The organism is Pantoea sp. AN62 (assembly GCF_050432985.1).
GTDB classification, from domain to species: domain Bacteria; phylum Pseudomonadota; class Gammaproteobacteria; order Enterobacterales; family Enterobacteriaceae; genus Pantoea; species Pantoea brenneri.
The window spans coordinates 192,841-210,320 of sequence record NZ_JBNPYB010000004.1; the positions used below are offsets into that span (position 1 = coordinate 192,841).

Annotated in this window: 13 protein-coding genes and 2 tRNA genes; 12 read left to right on the forward strand and 3 right to left on the reverse strand. The window is 54.9% G+C overall.

The features are described from left to right. Positions 1–73: 73 nt before the first annotated feature. A complete protein-coding gene (gene fes, locus FHW04_RS06760; protein ID WP_089561304.1) occupies positions 74–1,291 on the reverse strand; it encodes an enterochelin esterase in 1,218 nt (405 codons plus the stop codon). 253 nt (positions 1,292–1,544) lie between these two features. Between fes and FHW04_RS06765 the strand changes: the two genes are divergently transcribed. After that, positions 1,545–3,806 (forward strand): TonB-dependent siderophore receptor, encoded by a 2,262-nt coding sequence (locus FHW04_RS06765; protein WP_089561305.1) that lies wholly within the window; start codon positions 1,545–1,547, stop codon positions 3,804–3,806. 301 nt (positions 3,807–4,107) lie between these two features. Here the strand turns inward: FHW04_RS06765 and dacB are convergent, their stop codons facing one another. After that, complete coding sequence (dacB, locus tag FHW04_RS06770; protein ID WP_031375420.1) at positions 4,108–5,541, reverse strand: serine-type D-Ala-D-Ala carboxypeptidase; 1,434 nt, start codon at positions 5,539–5,541, stop codon at positions 4,108–4,110. 248 nt (positions 5,542–5,789) lie between these two features. On the opposite strand from dacB, the gene greA reads away from it, so the two are divergent. Continuing rightward, positions 5,790–6,266, forward strand: a complete 477-nt coding sequence (greA, locus tag FHW04_RS06775; RefSeq protein ID WP_089561306.1) for a transcription elongation factor GreA — start codon at positions 5,790–5,792, stop codon at positions 6,264–6,266. 106 nt (positions 6,267–6,372) lie between these two features. Here greA and yhbY read toward each other — a convergent pair whose 3' ends face one another. Continuing rightward, a complete protein-coding gene (yhbY, locus tag FHW04_RS06780; RefSeq protein WP_010251809.1) occupies positions 6,373–6,666 on the reverse strand; it encodes a ribosome assembly RNA-binding protein YhbY in 294 nt (97 codons plus the stop codon). Positions 6,667–6,793: 127 nt separating this feature from the next. On the opposite strand from yhbY, the gene rlmE reads away from it, so the two are divergent. From rlmE to infB, 10 genes are all read left to right on the forward strand, one after another. Next, the gene (rlmE, locus tag FHW04_RS06785) at positions 6,794–7,423 is read left to right on the forward strand and encodes a 23S rRNA (uridine(2552)-2'-O)-methyltransferase RlmE (RefSeq protein ID WP_031375418.1); all 630 of its coding nucleotides are present in this window, start codon (positions 6,794–6,796) and stop codon (positions 7,421–7,423) included. A 113-nt stretch (positions 7,424–7,536) separates the two neighbouring features. After that, entirely contained in the window at positions 7,537–9,465 is a 1,929-nt protein-coding gene (gene ftsH / locus FHW04_RS06790) for an ATP-dependent zinc metalloprotease FtsH (RefSeq protein ID WP_031375417.1), read from the forward strand. Positions 9,466–9,545: 80 nt separating this feature from the next. After that, positions 9,546–10,379, forward strand: a complete 834-nt coding sequence (gene folP / locus FHW04_RS06795; protein WP_031375416.1) for a dihydropteroate synthase — start codon at positions 9,546–9,548, stop codon at positions 10,377–10,379. Positions 10,380–10,381: 2 nt separating this feature from the next. Further along, positions 10,382–11,716 (forward strand): phosphoglucosamine mutase, encoded by a 1,335-nt coding sequence (gene glmM / locus FHW04_RS06800; protein ID WP_179420074.1) that lies wholly within the window; start codon positions 10,382–10,384, stop codon positions 11,714–11,716. Positions 11,717–11,933: 217 nt separating this feature from the next. After that, positions 11,934–12,272, forward strand: a complete 339-nt coding sequence (secG, locus tag FHW04_RS06805) for a preprotein translocase subunit SecG (protein ID WP_031375414.1) — start codon at positions 11,934–11,936, stop codon at positions 12,270–12,272. A 37-nt stretch (positions 12,273–12,309) separates the two neighbouring features. Continuing rightward, positions 12,310–12,396: transfer RNA gene (locus FHW04_RS06810), tRNA-Leu, on the forward strand. A 59-nt stretch (positions 12,397–12,455) separates the two neighbouring features. After that, positions 12,456–12,532 (forward strand) — tRNA-Met (locus FHW04_RS06815). A 211-nt stretch (positions 12,533–12,743) separates the two neighbouring features. Then, on the forward strand, positions 12,744–13,196 hold the full coding sequence (gene rimP, locus FHW04_RS06820) for a ribosome maturation factor RimP (RefSeq protein WP_031375413.1): 453 nt from the start codon (positions 12,744–12,746) through the stop codon (positions 13,194–13,196). A 24-nt stretch (positions 13,197–13,220) separates the two neighbouring features. Continuing rightward, complete coding sequence (gene nusA / locus FHW04_RS06825) at positions 13,221–14,708, forward strand: transcription termination factor NusA (protein ID WP_031375412.1); 1,488 nt, start codon at positions 13,221–13,223, stop codon at positions 14,706–14,708. Between the two features lie 17 nt (positions 14,709–14,725). Further along, positions 14,726–17,419, forward strand: a complete 2,694-nt coding sequence (gene infB, locus FHW04_RS06830; RefSeq protein ID WP_031375411.1) for a translation initiation factor IF-2 — start codon at positions 14,726–14,728, stop codon at positions 17,417–17,419. Positions 17,420–17,480 lie beyond the last annotated feature (61 nt).

A 17,480-nucleotide genomic window follows, 5' to 3' on the forward strand; every position in this document is an offset into this window, starting at 1 on the left:
GATATCGCCCTCATCCTGCGCGCCGCCGCTGACCGCGAGCGACCTCGGGCGTGAAAGAGGGCCGATAAGCGAATTACGGGTATTGCCACATTGCTTTTAATCCGGCCAGCAGGCCGCCGCGCCAGCAGAGCGCGTCGTGACCGCCTTCAAACGGTTGATAGCTAACCTGATGCCCGGCCGCGATTAAATCACGCTCAAATTGTTGATTCGCTGCCAGAATCAGCCGCTCACGCCGTCCAGCTTCGAGATAAAAGCGGCGCGGCGGCGCCTGCAGCAAACCTTGTTGTAGTTGTTGCGGTAGCCAGCCGTTGGGGTTACCGCGCGCCGGCCACCAGAAGGAGCCGGAAAGGCTGATGGCGGCACCAAAGGTCTCTGGCCAGCTTAAGGTGGCGTAAGCTGCGGAAAGTCCGCCAAAACTCTGTCCTGCCACCAGCGTGCTGTCGCCCTGCACCCGGCAGGCAACGGTTTGCTGAATCAGCGGCAGGAGTTCGTGCTGCACCGCCAGCCAGAATTCAGGATTACAGGTCAGCTCCCGGCTGCGGTGTTCCCGGTCGATAATGTCGATCATCGCATAGACCGCCGGTGGCAGTTCGCCTGCGGCGGTGAGCTGCTGCAGCGGACCGGCAATCGGCATGGTCTGCGCCCAGAACTGTCCATCCAGCAATAACGCCAGCGGACGTGCGGCGGAAGAGGCCTCGCCACTGCAGTAAAGCCACACCGTGCGCTGATTACCCAGTCGTTCGCTGCGCCACAGCAGCGGTTGCAGCGGGATAGCCGCCGGCTGGCCGCGATCAACCTCGTGCCACACCGATTGATCGGGCGCCTGCGGCAGGTGCAGCGGTGATACCCGCATGCCGCGTCCGCCGGCCCAGCCGCGCAATGGGTTGAGCGGGTCCGCCTGCGCTGACGGGAATTTGCCGCTCCACCATTGGCGCAGCGTCTGCATATCAGTCTGGCCGTCAAATTTCTCTGCCTGGCGATCGGGTATCAGGCAGTAGCTGCCGCGCCAGTCAGCGGGCAGGGTGGTTTGCCACCACCAGACATCGGTATGGGGAACGCGTGTTAAGGAGGAGGGGGCGGCGGACTGATGGTGATCGGTCACGCCGGTGATGTTGATCCAGACGCGGCGGATCGCCGAGTGGGACTCATCGCCGTGGGGATCACGCCAGAAGAAGGTGACCTGACAGGTTCCCTCTTCGCCGGGTTCAATCAAGGGAATGCCCTGTTGCTGCTGCTGTTGCCACCAGGCGTCACTGCCGGTCACTTCATTTAACCACGTCATACGCGCCATCAGTCGATCACTACACTTGATTAGGGGTGATGCATGTTATGAATAATACTATTGATAATTATTTTCATTTGCAATAGGGTGTTTCCGCTCTACAGGGAGCGCACGCATCCTCTCTGCCGTATCGGGCTTCAGACCGGGACGAGGGTCTGTTGAAGATGGTCCGGAGAGAACTGGAATGCGTTGCAGGCAAGGTACTTACCTTTTCACCGGCGCGCCGGCAGTGGCCTTTCGCTGGCAATCCAGGAATAAAAAAATGAAAAAGTTATCCCGGCTTTCGTTAGCCATTATGATTGAACTTGGCGTCACCACCTCTCTCATTTCTACCGGCGCAGTAGCTGCCGCTACTGACCCGGGCATCACCAGCAACTCATCCGATACCGCCAGCGACAGCACCATGATGGTCACCGCCGCCGAGCAAACGCTTCAGGCACCCGGTGTGTCGACCATCACCGCCGACGAAATCAAAAAACATCCGCCTGCTCGCGACGTCTCTGAAATCATTCGTACCATGCCCGGCGTTAACCTGACCGGTAACTCCACCAGCGGCCAGCGCGGTAATAACCGACAGATCGATATCCGCGGCATGGGGCCGGAAAACACCCTGATCCTCGTTGATGGCTTGCCAGTGACCAGCCGCAACTCGGTGCGTCTGGGCTGGCGTGGCGAGCGTGATACGCGCGGCGACAGCAACTGGGTTCCGCCTGAGATGATTGATCATATTGAAGTGATCCGTGGTCCGGCGGCGGCACGTTACGGTAATGGTGCTGCTGGCGGGGTGGTAAATATCATCACCAAAAAAGAGCTGGATAATCAGTGGCACGGCTCGTGGAGCGCCTACTACAACGTGCCGCAGCATAAAGATGAAGGGGCAACCCGACGCACTAACTTTAGCCTCGAAGGGCCGTTAGGCGACGACTTCAGCTTCCGGCTGTATGGCGGGTTGGCAAAAACTCAGGCCGATGCGTACGACATTAATGAAGGACATGCTGCCCAGCGAACCGGTACCTATGCCGGATCCTATCCGGCCGGCCGTGAAGGCTCGGTCAATAAAGATGTTCATGCCTTACTGCGCTGGGCTTTTGCGCCAATGCAGGCACTGGAGTTTGGCGCCGGTTACAGTCGGCAGGGCAACCTGTATGCCGGTGATACACAGAACACCAACACCAACGCGCTGGTGAAAAGCAAATATGGTGATGAAACCAATCGCCTTTATCGGCAGAGCTTCTCGCTGAAGTGGACCGGCGCCTGGGATAATGGCATCAGTACCAATACCTATGCGCAATATGAGAACACCCGCAACTCGCGCCTGAATGAAGGGCTGGCGGGCGGCACCGAAGGGATCTTCTCCAACAGCGACTTCAACACCATTCAGCTGGACGATGTGCTGCTGCACAGTGAGGTCAGTATTCCGTTTGAATGGCTGGTCAATCAGACGGCTACCCTCGGCACCGAGTGGAACCAGCAGCGGATGAAGGATCCGTCATCGACCACTCAGGCGGCCAGCTACGGTTCCATTCCGGGCATCGCCACCACCGGTCGCAGCCCCTATTCTCAGGCTGAAATCTTCTCACTGTTTGCTGAAGACAACATTGAACTGACTGACAGCACCATGCTGACGCCAGGCCTGCGTTTCGATCATCACTCCATCGCAGGTAACAACTGGAGCCCGTCGCTCAACCTGTCACAGGGATTAGGCGATGACTTCACGCTGAAAATGGGCATCGCCCGCGCCTACAAAGCGCCGAGCCTGTATCAGACCAACCCGAACTATCTGCTTTACAGTAACGGCCAGGGCTGCGCCTCTAGCGCCGGTGCCTGTTATCTGATGGGCAACGACGATTTGAAAGCGGAAAACAGCATCAACAAAGAGGTGGGGCTGGAGTGGAAACATGAGGGTTATCAGGCCGGTCTGACCTGGTTCCGCAATGATTACCGCAATAAGATTGAGGCAGGCACGCTGCCAACCGGTACCGCCTCGAACGGTAAAACCGACATCTATAAGTGGGAAAACGTGCCGAAAGCGGTGGTGGAAGGGCTGGAAGGGACGGTTAACGTGCCGTTCTCAGACAGCGTGAGCTGGAACAATAACTTCACCTACATGCTGCAGAGTAAAAACAAAGAGACCGGCGATCGCCTGTCGGTTATCCCGGAATACACCCTGAACTCGACGCTGAGCTGGCAGGCGACACAGGATCTGTCACTGCAAACCACGCTGACCTGGTACGGCAAACAGGTGCCGAAAAAGTATGACTATAAAGGCAATCCGGTCACGGGCAGCGCCACCGATGAGGTCAGTCCATACTCAGTGGTCGGCATGAGCGGTACCTATGACGTCAACAAATATGCCAGCGTCACTGTGGGGATCGACAACCTGTTCGATAAGCGCCACTTCCGCGAAGGCAATGCGCAGACCACCGGTAACGCCACTACCGGCGCGTATTTGTACGGTGCCGGTGCTAACACCTTTAACGAGTCGGGCCGCACTTACTATATGAGTGTGAATACCCACTTCTGATGGGTTTAGCCATAACCCGATCCGGACGAATCTGGCCGCAATTGATAAGCTCAACGCGCAGGGAGCAGGGGAGGAAAGCGTTCCACACCATGGACAAAAACGCCAGGCGGTGTCCCGACTTCGGGCGTACCTCAGAGATGAGGTGCGTAATCGCGCGGGCCGGACGACCAGGGATTGGCTTAAGCGTTTTTCCGATCTGCCTCTGTTTCCAGTGCAGGCTCGGTCTCATCGCTGACGGGGCCAGACTTTATTAACAAACGCAGCAGGTTGATCGCCTGCTGCGTTTTTTTTCGCTACTTAATCAGTTGTTCTGGTTAATATCGCGGTAGAGCCGGCTCTCAAAACGCACCAGCGGAATACGGCGGGTACGCTGATCTTCCGGTGGAACCGCATAGCCGGAGAGGAACTGCACAAAGGCGACCCGGGCACCACTCGAGGTGGTGATAAAGCCCGCCAGGTTGTAGACCCCCTGCAGTGAGCCGGTTTTTGCCGACACTTTGCCATCCAGTCCCGCCTCATGCAGCCCGCCACGGTACTGCAGCGTGCCGTCATAACCAGCCAGCGGCAGCATCGAGATGTAGTCCAGCGTGCTGTCATTCTTCGCAATGTACTGCAGTACCTGCATCATGGTTTGCGGCGAAATCAGGTCATGACGCGACAGGCCGGAACCGTCGACCTGAATGCTGTTGCCCATGTCGATATTGGCTTTGGCTTTCAGGATCCGGCGAACCGCATCCTGACCGGCGCGGAAGGTTCCCGGCACGTTGAAGTAATGATGGCCAATGGTACGAAACACCGTGTCGGCAATCATGTTGTCAGACTTCTTCAGCATGGTATGCAGCAGCGTATGCAGCGGTGCCGACTGGGTTGAGGCCAGTACCGTGCCAGGCTCGGTGACCAGAGACTGACGCACCAGATGCCCGCTGTAATCGATATCCGCGGCACGCAGCTCCGCTTTCAGAATCTCGCCAGCCCAGGCGGCGTCATCCTGAACCGCAAACGCCAGCGGCAGCGGTTCGGCACGTTGACGCATGCAGCCGGTCAGGGTGTAACGGTTCAGTTCGCCCGGCACCACGTCCAGTTCGCAATATTGCCCTTCGCCGCTGTTGCGGCCGATGGTGCGCACCTGGCTGTACATATGCGCCGGGTAATAGGAGGCGATACGCACAAATGCATTCTCGCCCGGCGTGTTAGCACTGTAGAGCGAAACGGAGAAACAGTTTTTGTCGACGATCGCCGCACCCGGCGGGGCGCTGAAGCACTGGGTCAGGTCGTTCCACGGCCAGCCCGGTGCCATGTCATGACTGGCAAACACCGAGGTATCAATCACCAGATTGCCTTTGATATGGGTGATGCCCTGCTTCTTTAACGCTGCCACCATGTTGCGCAGATCCTGCCGGCTTAAGGTGGGATCGCCGGCAAAACGTGCCACTAAATCGCCGTTCAGCGTGCCATCAACCAGCGCGCCTTTGGTCTCAAAGGTGGTCTGAAAACGGTAGTCTCCGCCCAGTTCCAGTAATGCCGCCAGCGCCGTCACTACCTTCATGGTACTGGCGGGCAACGCCATCTGTTTTCCGTGGTAATCAATGATCGGCGTTGATGCACCCACTTTCTGCACCATCAGCGCCAGATTGGCGCCGTCTGGCAGATACTGCATGTATTCATCAACTGGCGCTGCTTGTGCCTGCAGCATAAATGCACAGGTTAATCCGGTAACAAGTCGTGAAAATCGCATAATCTCGCGGTAACTGGCAGGTGAAGCCGTCAATACTACGTCGCTGGGTGGTGGAAAGTAAACGATGACCCGCAGGGAACTCTGGGGTAAAATACGTATCAAATTGCAAAACCCTTTTCTGGCCTGGAATACTGTCCGGGTCAGGATTCTTTTGTTTGCAAAACCGGCTAATGCGTCGCAGAACGCTTTTTTCTGCAGTCACCGGTCAGGATGACACCGTTAAACAGGATAGATGACGAGGAGCTTAAATGAATCAGATTCCGATGACGTTAAGAGGCGCAGAAAGATTGCGCGAAGAGCTGAACGAGCTGAAAACCGTGAAGCGTCCGCGCATTATTGCCTCTATCGCTGACGCGCGCGAGCATGGCGACCTGAAAGAGAATGCGGAATATCATGCCGCACGTGAAGAGCAGGGTTTTTGTGAAGGCCGCATACAGGAGATTGAAGCCAAACTCTCCAATGCCCAGGTGATTGACGTCACTCAGATGCCGAAAACCGGCCGGGTCATTTTTGGCGCGACGGTAACCGTACTGAATATCGATACCGACGAAGAGTCGACCTATCGTATCGTGGGTGATGACGAAGCTGACTTTAAGCAAAATCTGATTTCTGTAAATTCACCGATGGCGCGTGGCCTGGTGGGTAAAGAGGCAGATGATGTGGCGATTATCAAAACCCCTAGCGGCGATGTTGAATATGAAATCCTTAAGGTGGAATACCTTTAAGATGTTGCTACGCTTTGAAATGCGTTAAAGCACAATGTAAAGAAAGGAAAAAGGCCGCATTGCGGCCTTTTATCTGAGGTAAGAGCATGGCACTTTCTTTGCCCACTTAACGTGGCAGAGAAATCTTGCTCTCTTTAGACGGGCGATACAGCACCAGCGTTTTGCCGATCACCTGTACGTTGCTGGCACCGGTTTCACGCACGATCGCCTCAACGATCAGCTGCTTTGTTTCACGATCTTCTGAGGCAATTTTCACCTTAATCAGTTCGTGATGCGACAGAGCCTGCTCGATTTCGGCCAGCACGCCTTCAGTCAGGCCATTGCCACCCAGCATAACCACCGGCTTGAGCGGATGGGCGAGGCCCTTGAGGTGCTGTTTTTGTTTGGTACTTAGATTCATCGTAGTTTTTTACTTACTCAGGGATTGAAAACGGTTCATTCTACCGCCATCTCGGGTATATCACCAAATCGACGCAACCCATTGCGTGCAGGTTTATCGCTACGATGACGATTTAGTTGGAAATATTATGACGGGTAAAAAGCGTTCGGCCAGCTCCAGCCGCTGGCTCCAGGAACACTTTAGCGATAAATATGTGCTTCAGGCGCAGAAAAAAGGGTTGCGTTCGCGCGCCTGGTTTAAACTTGATGAAATACAACAGGGTGACAAGCTTTTCAAACCCGGCATGACCGTGGTAGATCTGGGTGCTGCACCCGGTGGCTGGTCACAATATGTCGTACAGCAAATTGGGAACAAAGGGCGCGTTATTGCCTGTGATATCCTGCCTATGGATCCGATTGTCGGTGTCGATTTCCTTCAGGGTGATTTTCGTGAAGAATCGGTGATCAATGCGCTGCTTGAGCGCGTTGGCGATCAGAAAGTTCAGGTTGTCATGTCCGATATGGCACCGAATATGAGTGGTACACCTGCCGTAGATATTCCCCGGTCGATGTATTTAGTCGAACTGGCGCTGGAAATGTGTCGGGATATCCTGGCACCCGGCGGCAGTTTTGTAGTGAAAGTGTTTCAGGGAGATGGCTTCGATGAATACCTGCGGGAAATTCGCTCCCTGTTTACGAAAGTGAAAATTCGTAAGCCGGACGCTTCACGGTCACGTTCACGTGAAGTGTACATTGTGGCGACTGGGCGCAAACTATAACCAAATTGCTGGAGTAGTCCGCAGTTTTGCTGCGATTCCATGTATGAAGGATCTATAGTACCCTACGCTATCTGTTAACACCGTTGTAATATGAGGTTAATCCCTTGAGTGACATGGCGAAAAACCTGATTCTCTGGTTAGTCATCGCGGTCGTGCTGATGTCAGTATTCCAGAGCTTTGGGCCCAGCGAGTCGAATGGCCGTAGGGTTGATTATTCAACCTTCCTGTCGGAAGTGAACCAGGATCAGGTCCGCGAGGCACGTATTAACGGGCGTGAAATTAACGTTATTAAAAAAGACAGCAATAAATACACCACCTACATTCCTGTCAATGATCCCAAGTTGCTCGATAACCTCTTGACCAAAAACGTCAAAGTGGTTGGCGAACCACCGGAAGAGCCAAGCCTGCTGGCGTCGATCTTCATCTCGTGGTTCCCGATGCTGCTGCTGATCGGGGTGTGGATCTTCTTTATGCGCCAGATGCAGGGCGGCGGCGGCAAGGGCGCGATGTCCTTCGGCAAGAGTAAAGCCCGCATGCTGACGGAAGACCAGATTAAAACCACTTTCGCCGACGTTGCCGGGTGTGACGAAGCGAAAGAGGAAGTCGCCGAGCTGGTGGAATATCTGCGTGAACCGAGCCGCTTCCAGAAGCTGGGCGGTAAGATTCCGAAAGGCGTGCTGATGGTCGGTCCTCCGGGTACCGGTAAAACCTTGCTGGCGAAAGCGATTGCCGGTGAAGCAAAAGTGCCTTTCTTTACCATCTCCGGTTCTGACTTCGTTGAAATGTTTGTTGGTGTCGGTGCATCTCGTGTGCGTGACATGTTCGAACAGGCCAAAAAAGCGGCACCGTGCATCATCTTCATCGATGAAATCGATGCGGTGGGCCGTCAGCGTGGCGCGGGTTTAGGCGGTGGTCATGATGAACGTGAGCAGACACTGAACCAGATGCTGGTTGAGATGGATGGTTTCGAAGGTAACGAAGGTATTATCGTTATCGCCGCGACTAACCGTCCTGACGTGCTTGACCCGGCGCTGCTGCGTCCAGGCCGCTTCGACCGTCAGGTGGTGGTGGGCTTGCCAGACGTGCGTGGCCGTGAGCAGATTCTGAAAGTGCATATGCGCCGTGTTCCGCTGGCGACCGATATTGACGCGGCAATCATTGCGCGCGGTACGCCTGGCTTCTCCGGTGCCGACCTGGCTAACCTTGTCAACGAAGCGGCGCTGTTTGCTGCCCGTTCGAACAAGCGTGTAGTGTCGATGGTTGAGTTTGAGAAAGCGAAAGACAAAATCATGATGGGTGCGGAACGTCGCTCCATGGTGATGACGGAAGCGCAGAAAGAGTCAACCGCCTATCACGAAGCGGGTCACGCGATCATTGGTCGTCTGGTGCCTGAGCACGATCCAGTGCACAAAGTGACCATCATTCCGCGCGGCCGTGCGCTGGGTGTGACCTTCTTCCTGCCTGAAGGCGACGCGATCAGCGCCAGCCGTCAGAAACTGGAAAGTCAGATTTCAACGCTGTACGGCGGCCGCCTGGCAGAAGAGATCATCTACGGTGCTGAACATGTTTCTACCGGTGCGTCGAATGACATTAAAGTCGCGACCAACCTGGCACGTAACATGGTGACGCAGTGGGGCTTCTCAGAAAAACTGGGTCCACTGCTGTATGCCGAAGAAGAGGGTGAAGTGTTCCTCGGACGTTCAGTCGCGAAAGCGAAACATATGTCCGATGAAACAGCCCGCATTATCGACCAGGAAGTTAAACACCTGATCGACAGCAACTACCAGCGTGCTCGCCGCATTCTGGGTGAGAACATGGACATCCTTCACGCGATGAAAGACGCGCTGATGAAGTATGAAACCATTGATGCACCGCAGATCGACGACCTGATGGCGCGCCGCGAAGTGCGTCCGCCAGCCGGCTGGGAAGATCCAGGCAGCAGCAACTCTGACAGCAACGGCACGCCAAAGGCGCCGCGTCCGGTCGATGAACCGCGTACGCCAAACCCAGGCAACACCATGTCAGAACAGTTCGATAAATAAGACGTCACCTCGTCAGACAAAACCCCGGCTGGTCCGGGGTTTTTTACATCCAGATATTGATCAGCAAGGAGTGATTCGCCATGAAGTTGTTCGCCGGTGATTCCCATCTCGATTTATCATTTCCCCATGTGATGGGTATTTTGAATGTCACGCCCGACTCCTTTTCCGATGGCGGTAAGCATAACGCGCTGGTCGATGCGCTCACCCACACCAATGAGATGGTCAATGCTGGCGCGACCATTATCGATGTCGGCGGTGAATCGACCCGTCCGGGGGCCGATGAGGTCAGCGTCGAGCAGGAGCTGGAGCGGGTCATCCCGGTGGTCGAAGCGATTGCCCAGCGTTTTGAGGTCTGGATTTCGGTCGATACCTCTAAAGCCGAAGTGATCCGGGAATCAGCGCGAGTGGGCGCTCACATCATCAACGATGTGCGCTCGCTCTCAGAGCCAGGTGCGCTGGAAGCGGCGGCAGCGACCGGCCTGCCGGTCTGTTTAATGCATATGCAGGGCGAACCACGTACCATGCAGCAGGCGCCACACTATGAAAACATCCTGCACGAAGTGGACACTTACTTCGCGCAGCAGATCGCGCGTTGCGAAGCGGCGGGAATCAAAAAAGAGCGGCTGATACTCGACCCGGGCTTCGGTTTCGGTAAAAATCTTAGCCACAACTATGAACTGCTGGCTCATCTCAGCGATTTTCACCATTTCGGCCTGCCACTGCTGGTGGGCATGTCGCGCAAATCGATGATAGGTCAGTTGTTGAATGTCGGTCCGTCACAGCGTTTAACCGGCAGCCTGAGCTGTGCGGTCATCGCCGCGATGCAGGGTGCACAGATTATTCGCGCCCATGATGTCAAAGAGACGGCCGAAGCGATGCGCGTGGTCGAAGCGACCCGAAGAGCAAAAGGATAATCATGAGTAATCGTAAATATTTCGGTACAGATGGCATTCGTGGCAAAGTCGGTGAAGCGCCAATCACCCCTGATTTCGTCCTGAAGCTGGGCTGGGCCGCAGGGAAAGTGCTGGCGCGTCACGGTTCGAAAAAGATCATTATCGGTAAGGACACCCGCATCTCCGGCTATATGCTGGAGTCAGCCTTAGAAGCCGGTCTGGCGGCCGCGGGCCTGACCGCCGCCTTTACCGGACCGATGCCGACCCCGGCCATCGCTTACCTGACCCGTACATTCCGCGCCGAAGCGGGGATTGTGATTTCGGCGTCGCATAACCCGTTCGACGATAACGGTATCAAATTCTTCTCATCCGAAGGCACCAAATTGCCGGACGACGTTGAAGAAGCGATCGAACTGGAGATGGAAAAACCGATTACCTGTGTTGAATCCGCCTTACTGGGCCGTGCCAGCCGTATTGTTGATGCCGCCGGACGTTACATCGAATTCTGCAAGGGCACCTTCCCAAGCGAGCTAAACCTTAACGGCCTGAAAATCGTGGTCGACTGCGCTAACGGGGCCACCTACCACATTGCACCGAATGTATTGCGTGAACTGGGCGCTACGGTGATTGCCATTGCCACCCAGCCGGATGGGATGAACATCAACAAAGAGTGTGGCGCTACCGATCTGAAGATGCTGCAACAGCGGGTGCTGGCGGAGAAAGCGGATATCGGTCTGGCCTACGATGGCGACGGCGATCGCATCATGATGATTGACCATCTGGGCGAAAAGGTGGATGGCGACCAGATTCTCTACATCATTGCGCGCGAAGGGCTGCGTCAGGGCCAGTTGCGCGGCGGCGTAGTCGGCACGCTGATGAGCAATATGGGCCTGGAGTTGGCGCTTAAGCAGCTCGGTATTCCGTTTGCCCGGGCAAAAGTGGGTGACCGCTACGTGCTGGAGAAGATGCAGGAGAAGGGCTGGCGTCTGGGGGCAGAGAACTCAGGCCATGTGATCCTGCTGGATAAAACCACCACCGGTGACGGCATCGTGGCAAGTTTGCAAGTACTTACTGCAATGGTGCGCAACCACATGAGCCTGCACGATCTGTGCAGCGGCATGAAAATGCTGCCTCAGGTACTGGTCAACGTCCGCTTTACCGGTGAGCACGATCCGTTACAGAGCGACGCGGTGAAAACCGTGACGGCAGAGGTGGAAAAAGCGCTGGCCGGCCGGGGGCGGGTGTTGCTGCGCAAGTCGGGCACCGAGCCGTTGATTCGGGTGATGGTGGAAGGCGAGAATGAGGCGCAGGTAACCGAGCTGGCAAACCGCATCGCCGATCAGGTAAAGTCGTTTTAATCGGCTGACAGGCGGTTCGCAGGTTACCGAACCGCCTGTAAAATCACCGGGATGGCGTTTTTTTCTGCAATTAGTTTGGGTGATGAAAATTGCGCTTGCAGAGGTATCCGCCTTTGGTTAGTATTCACACCCGCTTCTGATGGGTGATGACGAGACTCCCCATCAATACTGGTTGAAGCTTTAACTGTACGATTATCGTGCAAGGAACAGGTTGAATATGTACGAAGCTCTTTTAGTTGTTTTCCTTATTGTAGCTATCGCCCTCGTGGGTATGATCATGCTGCAGCAAGGCAAAGGCGCTGATATGGGAGCCTCATTCGGTGCAGGCGCATCCGGTACGCTGTTTGGTTCTACGGGTTCAGGTAATTTCATGACACGTACAACCGGCATCTTAGCGGCACTGTTCTTCATCATCAGCCTGGTTCTCGGTAACCTGAACAGTAATAAAGCCTCGAAAGGAAGCGAGTGGGAAAATCTTTCTGCGCCGGCGCAGTCTTCTCAACAGACTGAAAAGCCAGCTCAACCGGCCACGCCGGGCAGCGATATTCCTAAGTAAGTTCGTCAACACAACGAATCGTTGTGGTCAGTGTAGTGCCGTGGTGGTGGAATTGGTAGACACGCTACCTTGAGGTGGTAGTGCCCGATTGGGCTTACGGGTTCAAGTCCCGTCCTCGGTACCAAATCTTAGTATTACTTGCATTTTATGCAGGTTTGGCGTATTATTCGCCACGTTTTCGGACGCGGGGTGGAGCAGCCTGGTAGCTCGTCGGGCTCATAACCCGAAGGTCGTCGGTTCAAATCCGGCCCCCGCAACCACTTTCCCTTTGAGTTATTTTTCAAATATACTGTGTGCATCGACGGACGCATTCACGGCTCATTTTTGAAAGAAAATTCTTTGGATGGAGTCCGAGCCGCATTGCGGCGTACAGGGTCCAGTGATTAAAAGCCCCGAATATTCGGGGTTTTTTGTTATTAGCGAATCGTAATACTGGGCTATAGGCCCTTTTTTTATGTCTTGGGGGTGGGCTTGTCCACATTAGAGCAAAAATTGACAGAGTTGGTATCGGCTCCGGTAGAAGCGCTGGGCTACGAACTGGTTGGAATTGAATTCGTTCGTGGTCGCACATCAACCCTGCGCATCTATATTGATAGTGAAGATGGCATCAATGTCGATGATTGCGCCGATGTCAGCCACCAGGTAAGTGCCGTAATGGATGTCGAAGATCCCATTACCGTGCCTTACAACCTAGAAGTCTCCTCACCGGGACTCGATCGTCCTCTGTTCACTGCAGAACACTATGTCCGTTTTATGGGCGATGAAGTGAGTCTGGTGCTGCGTATGGCCGTTCAGAACCGCCGTAAATGGCAGGGTATCATCAAGTCCGTTGATGGCGAGATGATCACGGTGAACGTTGAGGGTAACGATGAAGTGTTCGCGCTGAGTAATATTCAGAAAGCGAACCTGGTCCCCCACTTTTAAAAGTCCGGATTGAGGCTAACCAGGATGAACAAAGAGATCTTAGCTGTTGTAGAAGCCGTTTCTAACGAAAAAGCCCTGCCGCGTGAGAAAATCTTCGAAGCGCTGGAGAGCGCGCTGGCGACTGCGACCAAGAAAAAGTACGAGCAAGAAATTGACGTACGCGTCAGCATTGATCGCCGAAGTGGCGATTTCGATACTTTCCGCCGTTGGGAAATCGTAGAAGAGGTGACGCAGCCGACGCGCGAGATCACGCTGGATGCGGCCCGCTTCGAAGATGAAGCATTCAATCTGGGCGAATATGTCGAAGATCAGATTGAATCGGTCACCTTTGACCGTATCACCACCCAGACCGCTAAGCAGGTTATCGTGCAAAAAGTGCGCGAAGCTGAGCGCGCGATGGTGGTTGATCAGTTCCGTGAGCAGGAAGGCGAAATTATTACTGGCGTGGTGAAGAAAGTTAACCGCGACAATATTTCCCTCGATTTAGGCAGCAATGCCGAAGCGGTTATCCTGCGTGAAGATATGCTGCCGCGTGAAAACTTCCGCCCAGGCGACCGTATTCGTGGCGTGCTCTACTCCGTTCGCCCGGAAGCACGTGGCGCGCAGCTGTTCGTGACGCGTTCCAAACCGGAAATGCTGATTGAACTGTTCCGCATTGAAGTGCCTGAAATTGGCGAAGAAGTGATTGAAATTAAAGCCGCTGCTCGTGATCCGGGCTCGCGCGCTAAAATTGCAGTCAAGACCAACGACAAACGTATCGATCCGGTGGGTGCCTGTGTGGGCATGCGTGGCGCGCGTGTTCAGGCGGTTTCCAGTGAACTGGGCGGCGAGCGTATCGATATCGTGCTGTGGGACGACAACCCGGCGCAGTTTGTTATCAACGCCATGGCTCCGGCTGATGTGGCGTCAATCGTGGTTGATGAAGATAACCACACCATGGATATCGCTGTAGAAGCTGGCAATCTGGCTCAGGCGATCGGCCGTAACGGCCAAAATGTGCGTCTCGCTTCACAGCTGAGTGGCTGGGAGCTGAACGTAATGACCGTCGATGATCTGCAGGCCAAACATCAGGCTGAAGCACACGCAGCAATCGATATGTTCACCAAACATCTCGACATCGACGAAGAGTTCGCCACCGTACTGGTGGAAGAGGGCTTCTCTTCGCTGGAAGAACTGGCATACGTGCCAATCAACGAGCTGTTGGAAATTGACGGCCTCGACGAAGAGACCATTGAAGCCCTGCGTGAACGAGCAAAAAATGCGTTAACCACCCTGGCACTGGCGAAAGAAGAGAGCCTTGGTAACCAGCAGCCCGCTGAGGATCTTCTGAATCTTGAAGGTCTGGATCGTGCTCTGGCTTTCCGCCTGGCGTCGAAAGGCGTTTGCACGCTGGAAGATCTCGCTGAGCAAGGTGTTGACGATCTGACGGATATTGAAGGCATGTCTGATGAGCAAGCCGGCGCGCTGATTATGGCCGCCCGTAATATCTGCTGGTTCGGCGATGACGCGTAATAACAGGAAGGAACAGCATGACAGATGTAACCGTAAAATCGCTGGCCGCAGAAATTCAGACTCCGGTCGATCGCCTGGTACAGCAATTTGCTGATGCGGGGATCCCTAAGTCTGAAAATGACGCAGTGACCCAGCACGAGAAAGAAACCTTATTGTCTCACCTGAATCGTGAGCACGGTCAGGTCGGTTCAGCTAAGCTGACGCTGCAGCGTAAAACGCGCAGCACCTTGAATATTCCAGGCACCGGGGGTAAAAGTAAGTCGGTGCAAATCGAAGTCCGCAAAAAGCGCACATACGTGAAAGGTGATGCAGAGTCTGAGCAAGCTCAGGCCGAAGCAGAAGCCGAGGCGCAGCGTGAAGCGGAAGAGCAGGCGCAACGCGAGGCTGAAGAAAAAGCCCGTCGCGAAGCTGAACAGAAAGCGCAACGTGAAGCCGAAGAGAAAGCCAAGCGCGAAGCCGCTGACAAGGCCAAACGTGCAGCAGCGGAAAATGAGAAAGTGACAAATCAACCTACCGACGAAGTGACCAAGGCTGCGCAGTCCGATAAAGCCCGTCGCGAAGCTGAAGCTGCCGAACTGAAGCGTAAAGCTGAAGAAGAAGCCCGCCGTAAGCTTGAAGAGGCTGCCCGCCTCGTAGCAGAAGAAGCCCGCCGTCTGGCCGAAGAGAAGTCAGCTGAATGGGAAAAACCGGAAGAAGAGGATAAAGGCGACTATCACGTCACCACTTCGACCCATGCCCGTCAGGCTGAAGACGAAAATGACCGTCAGGTTGAAGCGGGTCGTGCGCGTGCGCGTACTACTGCTAAAGCTGCGCGTCCGGCGAAAAAAGGCAACAAACATTCTGAAGCCAAAACTGACCGTGAAGAAGCGCGTGCGCAGATTCGTGGTGGTAAAGGCGGTAAGCATCGCAAACCAAGCGCCTTGCAGCAGGGCTTTAACAAGCCAGCCCAGGCGGTTAACCGCGATGTTGTGATTGGCGAAACCATCACCGTAGCCGAACTGGCTAACAAAATGGCGGTGAAAGGTTCTCTGGTCATCAAAGCGATGATGAAGATGGGCGCCATGGCGACCATCAACCAGGTTATCGATCAGGAAACTGCACAACTCGTTGCCGAAGAGATGGGCCACAAAGTGACCCTGCGTCGTGAAAACGAGCTGGAAGAAGCGGTAATGGACGATCGTGATACCGATGCAGCGCAGGAATCTCGCGCACCGGTTGTGACCATCATGGGCCACGTCGACCACGGTAAAACCTCACTGCTGGACTACATCCGCTCGACCAAAATCGCCTCTGGCGAAGCGGGCGGCATTACTCAGCACATCGGTGCATACCACGTTGAAACCGATAACGGCATGGTCACCTTTCTCGACACCCCAGGCCACGCCGCGTTTACCGCAATGCGTGCACGTGGTGCGCAGGCGACTGACATCGTTATCCTGGTGGTAGCAGCAGACGATGGCGTGATGCCACAGACTGTCGAAGCTATTCAGCACGCCAAAGCGGCCAAAGTGCCGGTTGTGGTTGCGGTGAACAAGTGCGATAAGCCAGAAGCCGATCCGGATCGCGTTAAAAACGAACTGACTCAGTACGGTATCATTCCGGAAGAGTGGGGCGGCGAAAACATGTTCGTCAACGTGTCTGCGAAAGCGGGTACCGGCATTGACGATCTGCTTAACGCTATCCTGCTGCAGGCGGAAGTGCTGGAACTGACCGCTATCCGTGAAGGTATGGCGAGCGGCGTGGTAATCGAATCGTTCCTCGATAAAGGTCGTGGTCCGGTTGCAACCGTGCTGGTACGTGAAGGTACGCTGAACAAAGGCGACATCGTGCTGTGTGGCTTCGAATATGGCCGCGTTCGTGCAATGCGTGACGAACTGGGTCGCGAAGTAACAGAAGCAGGTCCGTCTATCCCGGTTGAGATTCTGGGTCTGTCCGGTGTGCCGGCTGCCGGTGATGAAGCGACCGTGGTCCGTGACGAGAAGAAAGCGCGTGAAGTGGCACTTTATCGTCAGGGCAAATTCCGCGAAGTTAAACTGGCTCGCCAGCAGAAATCTAAGCTGGAGAACATGTTTGCTAACATGACCGAAGGCGAAGTGTCTGAACTGAACATCGTGCTGAAAGCGGACGTTCAGGGTTCTGTGGAAGCGATCTCCGACTCCCTGCTGAAACTCTCCACCGACGAAGTGAAGGTGAAGATTGTCGGTTCAGGCGTGGGCGGGATCACCGAAACCGATGCGACGCTGGCTGCGGCCTCTAACGCCATCATCCTTGGCTTCAACGTCCGTGCCGATGCCTCTGCGCGTCGCGTCATCGATGCAGAAAGCCTGGATCTGCGCTACTACTCCGTCATCTATAACCTGATTGACGAAGTGAAAGCGGCGATGAGCGGTATGCTGGCTCCGGAATACAAACAGCAGATCATTGGTCTGGCTGAAGTCCGCGACGTGTTCAAATCACCGAAATTCGGTGCAGTGGCAGGTTGTATGGTGACCGAAGGCAACATCAAACGTCACAATCCAATCCGCGTCCTGCGTGACAACGTGGTGATTTACGAAGGCGAGCTGGAATCTCTGCGTCGCTTTAAAGATGACGTCAACGAAGTGCGTAACGGCATGGAGTGCGGTATCGGCGTGAAGAACTACAATGACGTCCGTGTCGGCGATATGATTGAAGTCTTTGAAGTGATTGAAGTTAAACGCACCATCGCGTAAGTCACTGCTGATGTGATGCAATTTGGGAGGCCACTGGCCTCCCGAATTATTTGGGAGAAAT

Coding starts and splice junctions, on each gene's coding strand:
- fes (WP_089561304.1), bottom strand. CDS start 1,291: ATGGCGCGTATGACGTGGTTAAATGAAGTGACCGGCAGTGACGCCTGG.
- secG (WP_031375414.1), top strand. CDS start 11,934: ATGTACGAAGCTCTTTTAGTTGTTTTCCTTATTGTAGCTATCGCCCTC.
- greA (WP_089561306.1), top strand. CDS start 5,790: ATGAATCAGATTCCGATGACGTTAAGAGGCGCAGAAAGATTGCGCGAA.
- ftsH (WP_031375417.1), top strand. CDS start 7,537: ATGGCGAAAAACCTGATTCTCTGGTTAGTCATCGCGGTCGTGCTGATG.
- nusA (WP_031375412.1), top strand. CDS start 13,221: ATGAACAAAGAGATCTTAGCTGTTGTAGAAGCCGTTTCTAACGAAAAA.
- yhbY (WP_010251809.1), bottom strand. CDS start 6,666: ATGAATCTAAGTACCAAACAAAAACAGCACCTCAAGGGCCTCGCCCAT.
- folP (WP_031375416.1), top strand. CDS start 9,546: ATGAAGTTGTTCGCCGGTGATTCCCATCTCGATTTATCATTTCCCCAT.
- FHW04_RS06765 (WP_089561305.1), top strand. CDS start 1,545: ATGAAAAAGTTATCCCGGCTTTCGTTAGCCATTATGATTGAACTTGGC.
- infB (WP_031375411.1), top strand. CDS start 14,726: ATGACAGATGTAACCGTAAAATCGCTGGCCGCAGAAATTCAGACTCCG.
- dacB (WP_031375420.1), bottom strand. CDS start 5,541: ATGCGATTTTCACGACTTGTTACCGGATTAACCTGTGCATTTATGCTG.
- glmM (WP_179420074.1), top strand. CDS start 10,382: ATGAGTAATCGTAAATATTTCGGTACAGATGGCATTCGTGGCAAAGTC.
- rlmE (WP_031375418.1), top strand. CDS start 6,794: ATGACGGGTAAAAAGCGTTCGGCCAGCTCCAGCCGCTGGCTCCAGGAA.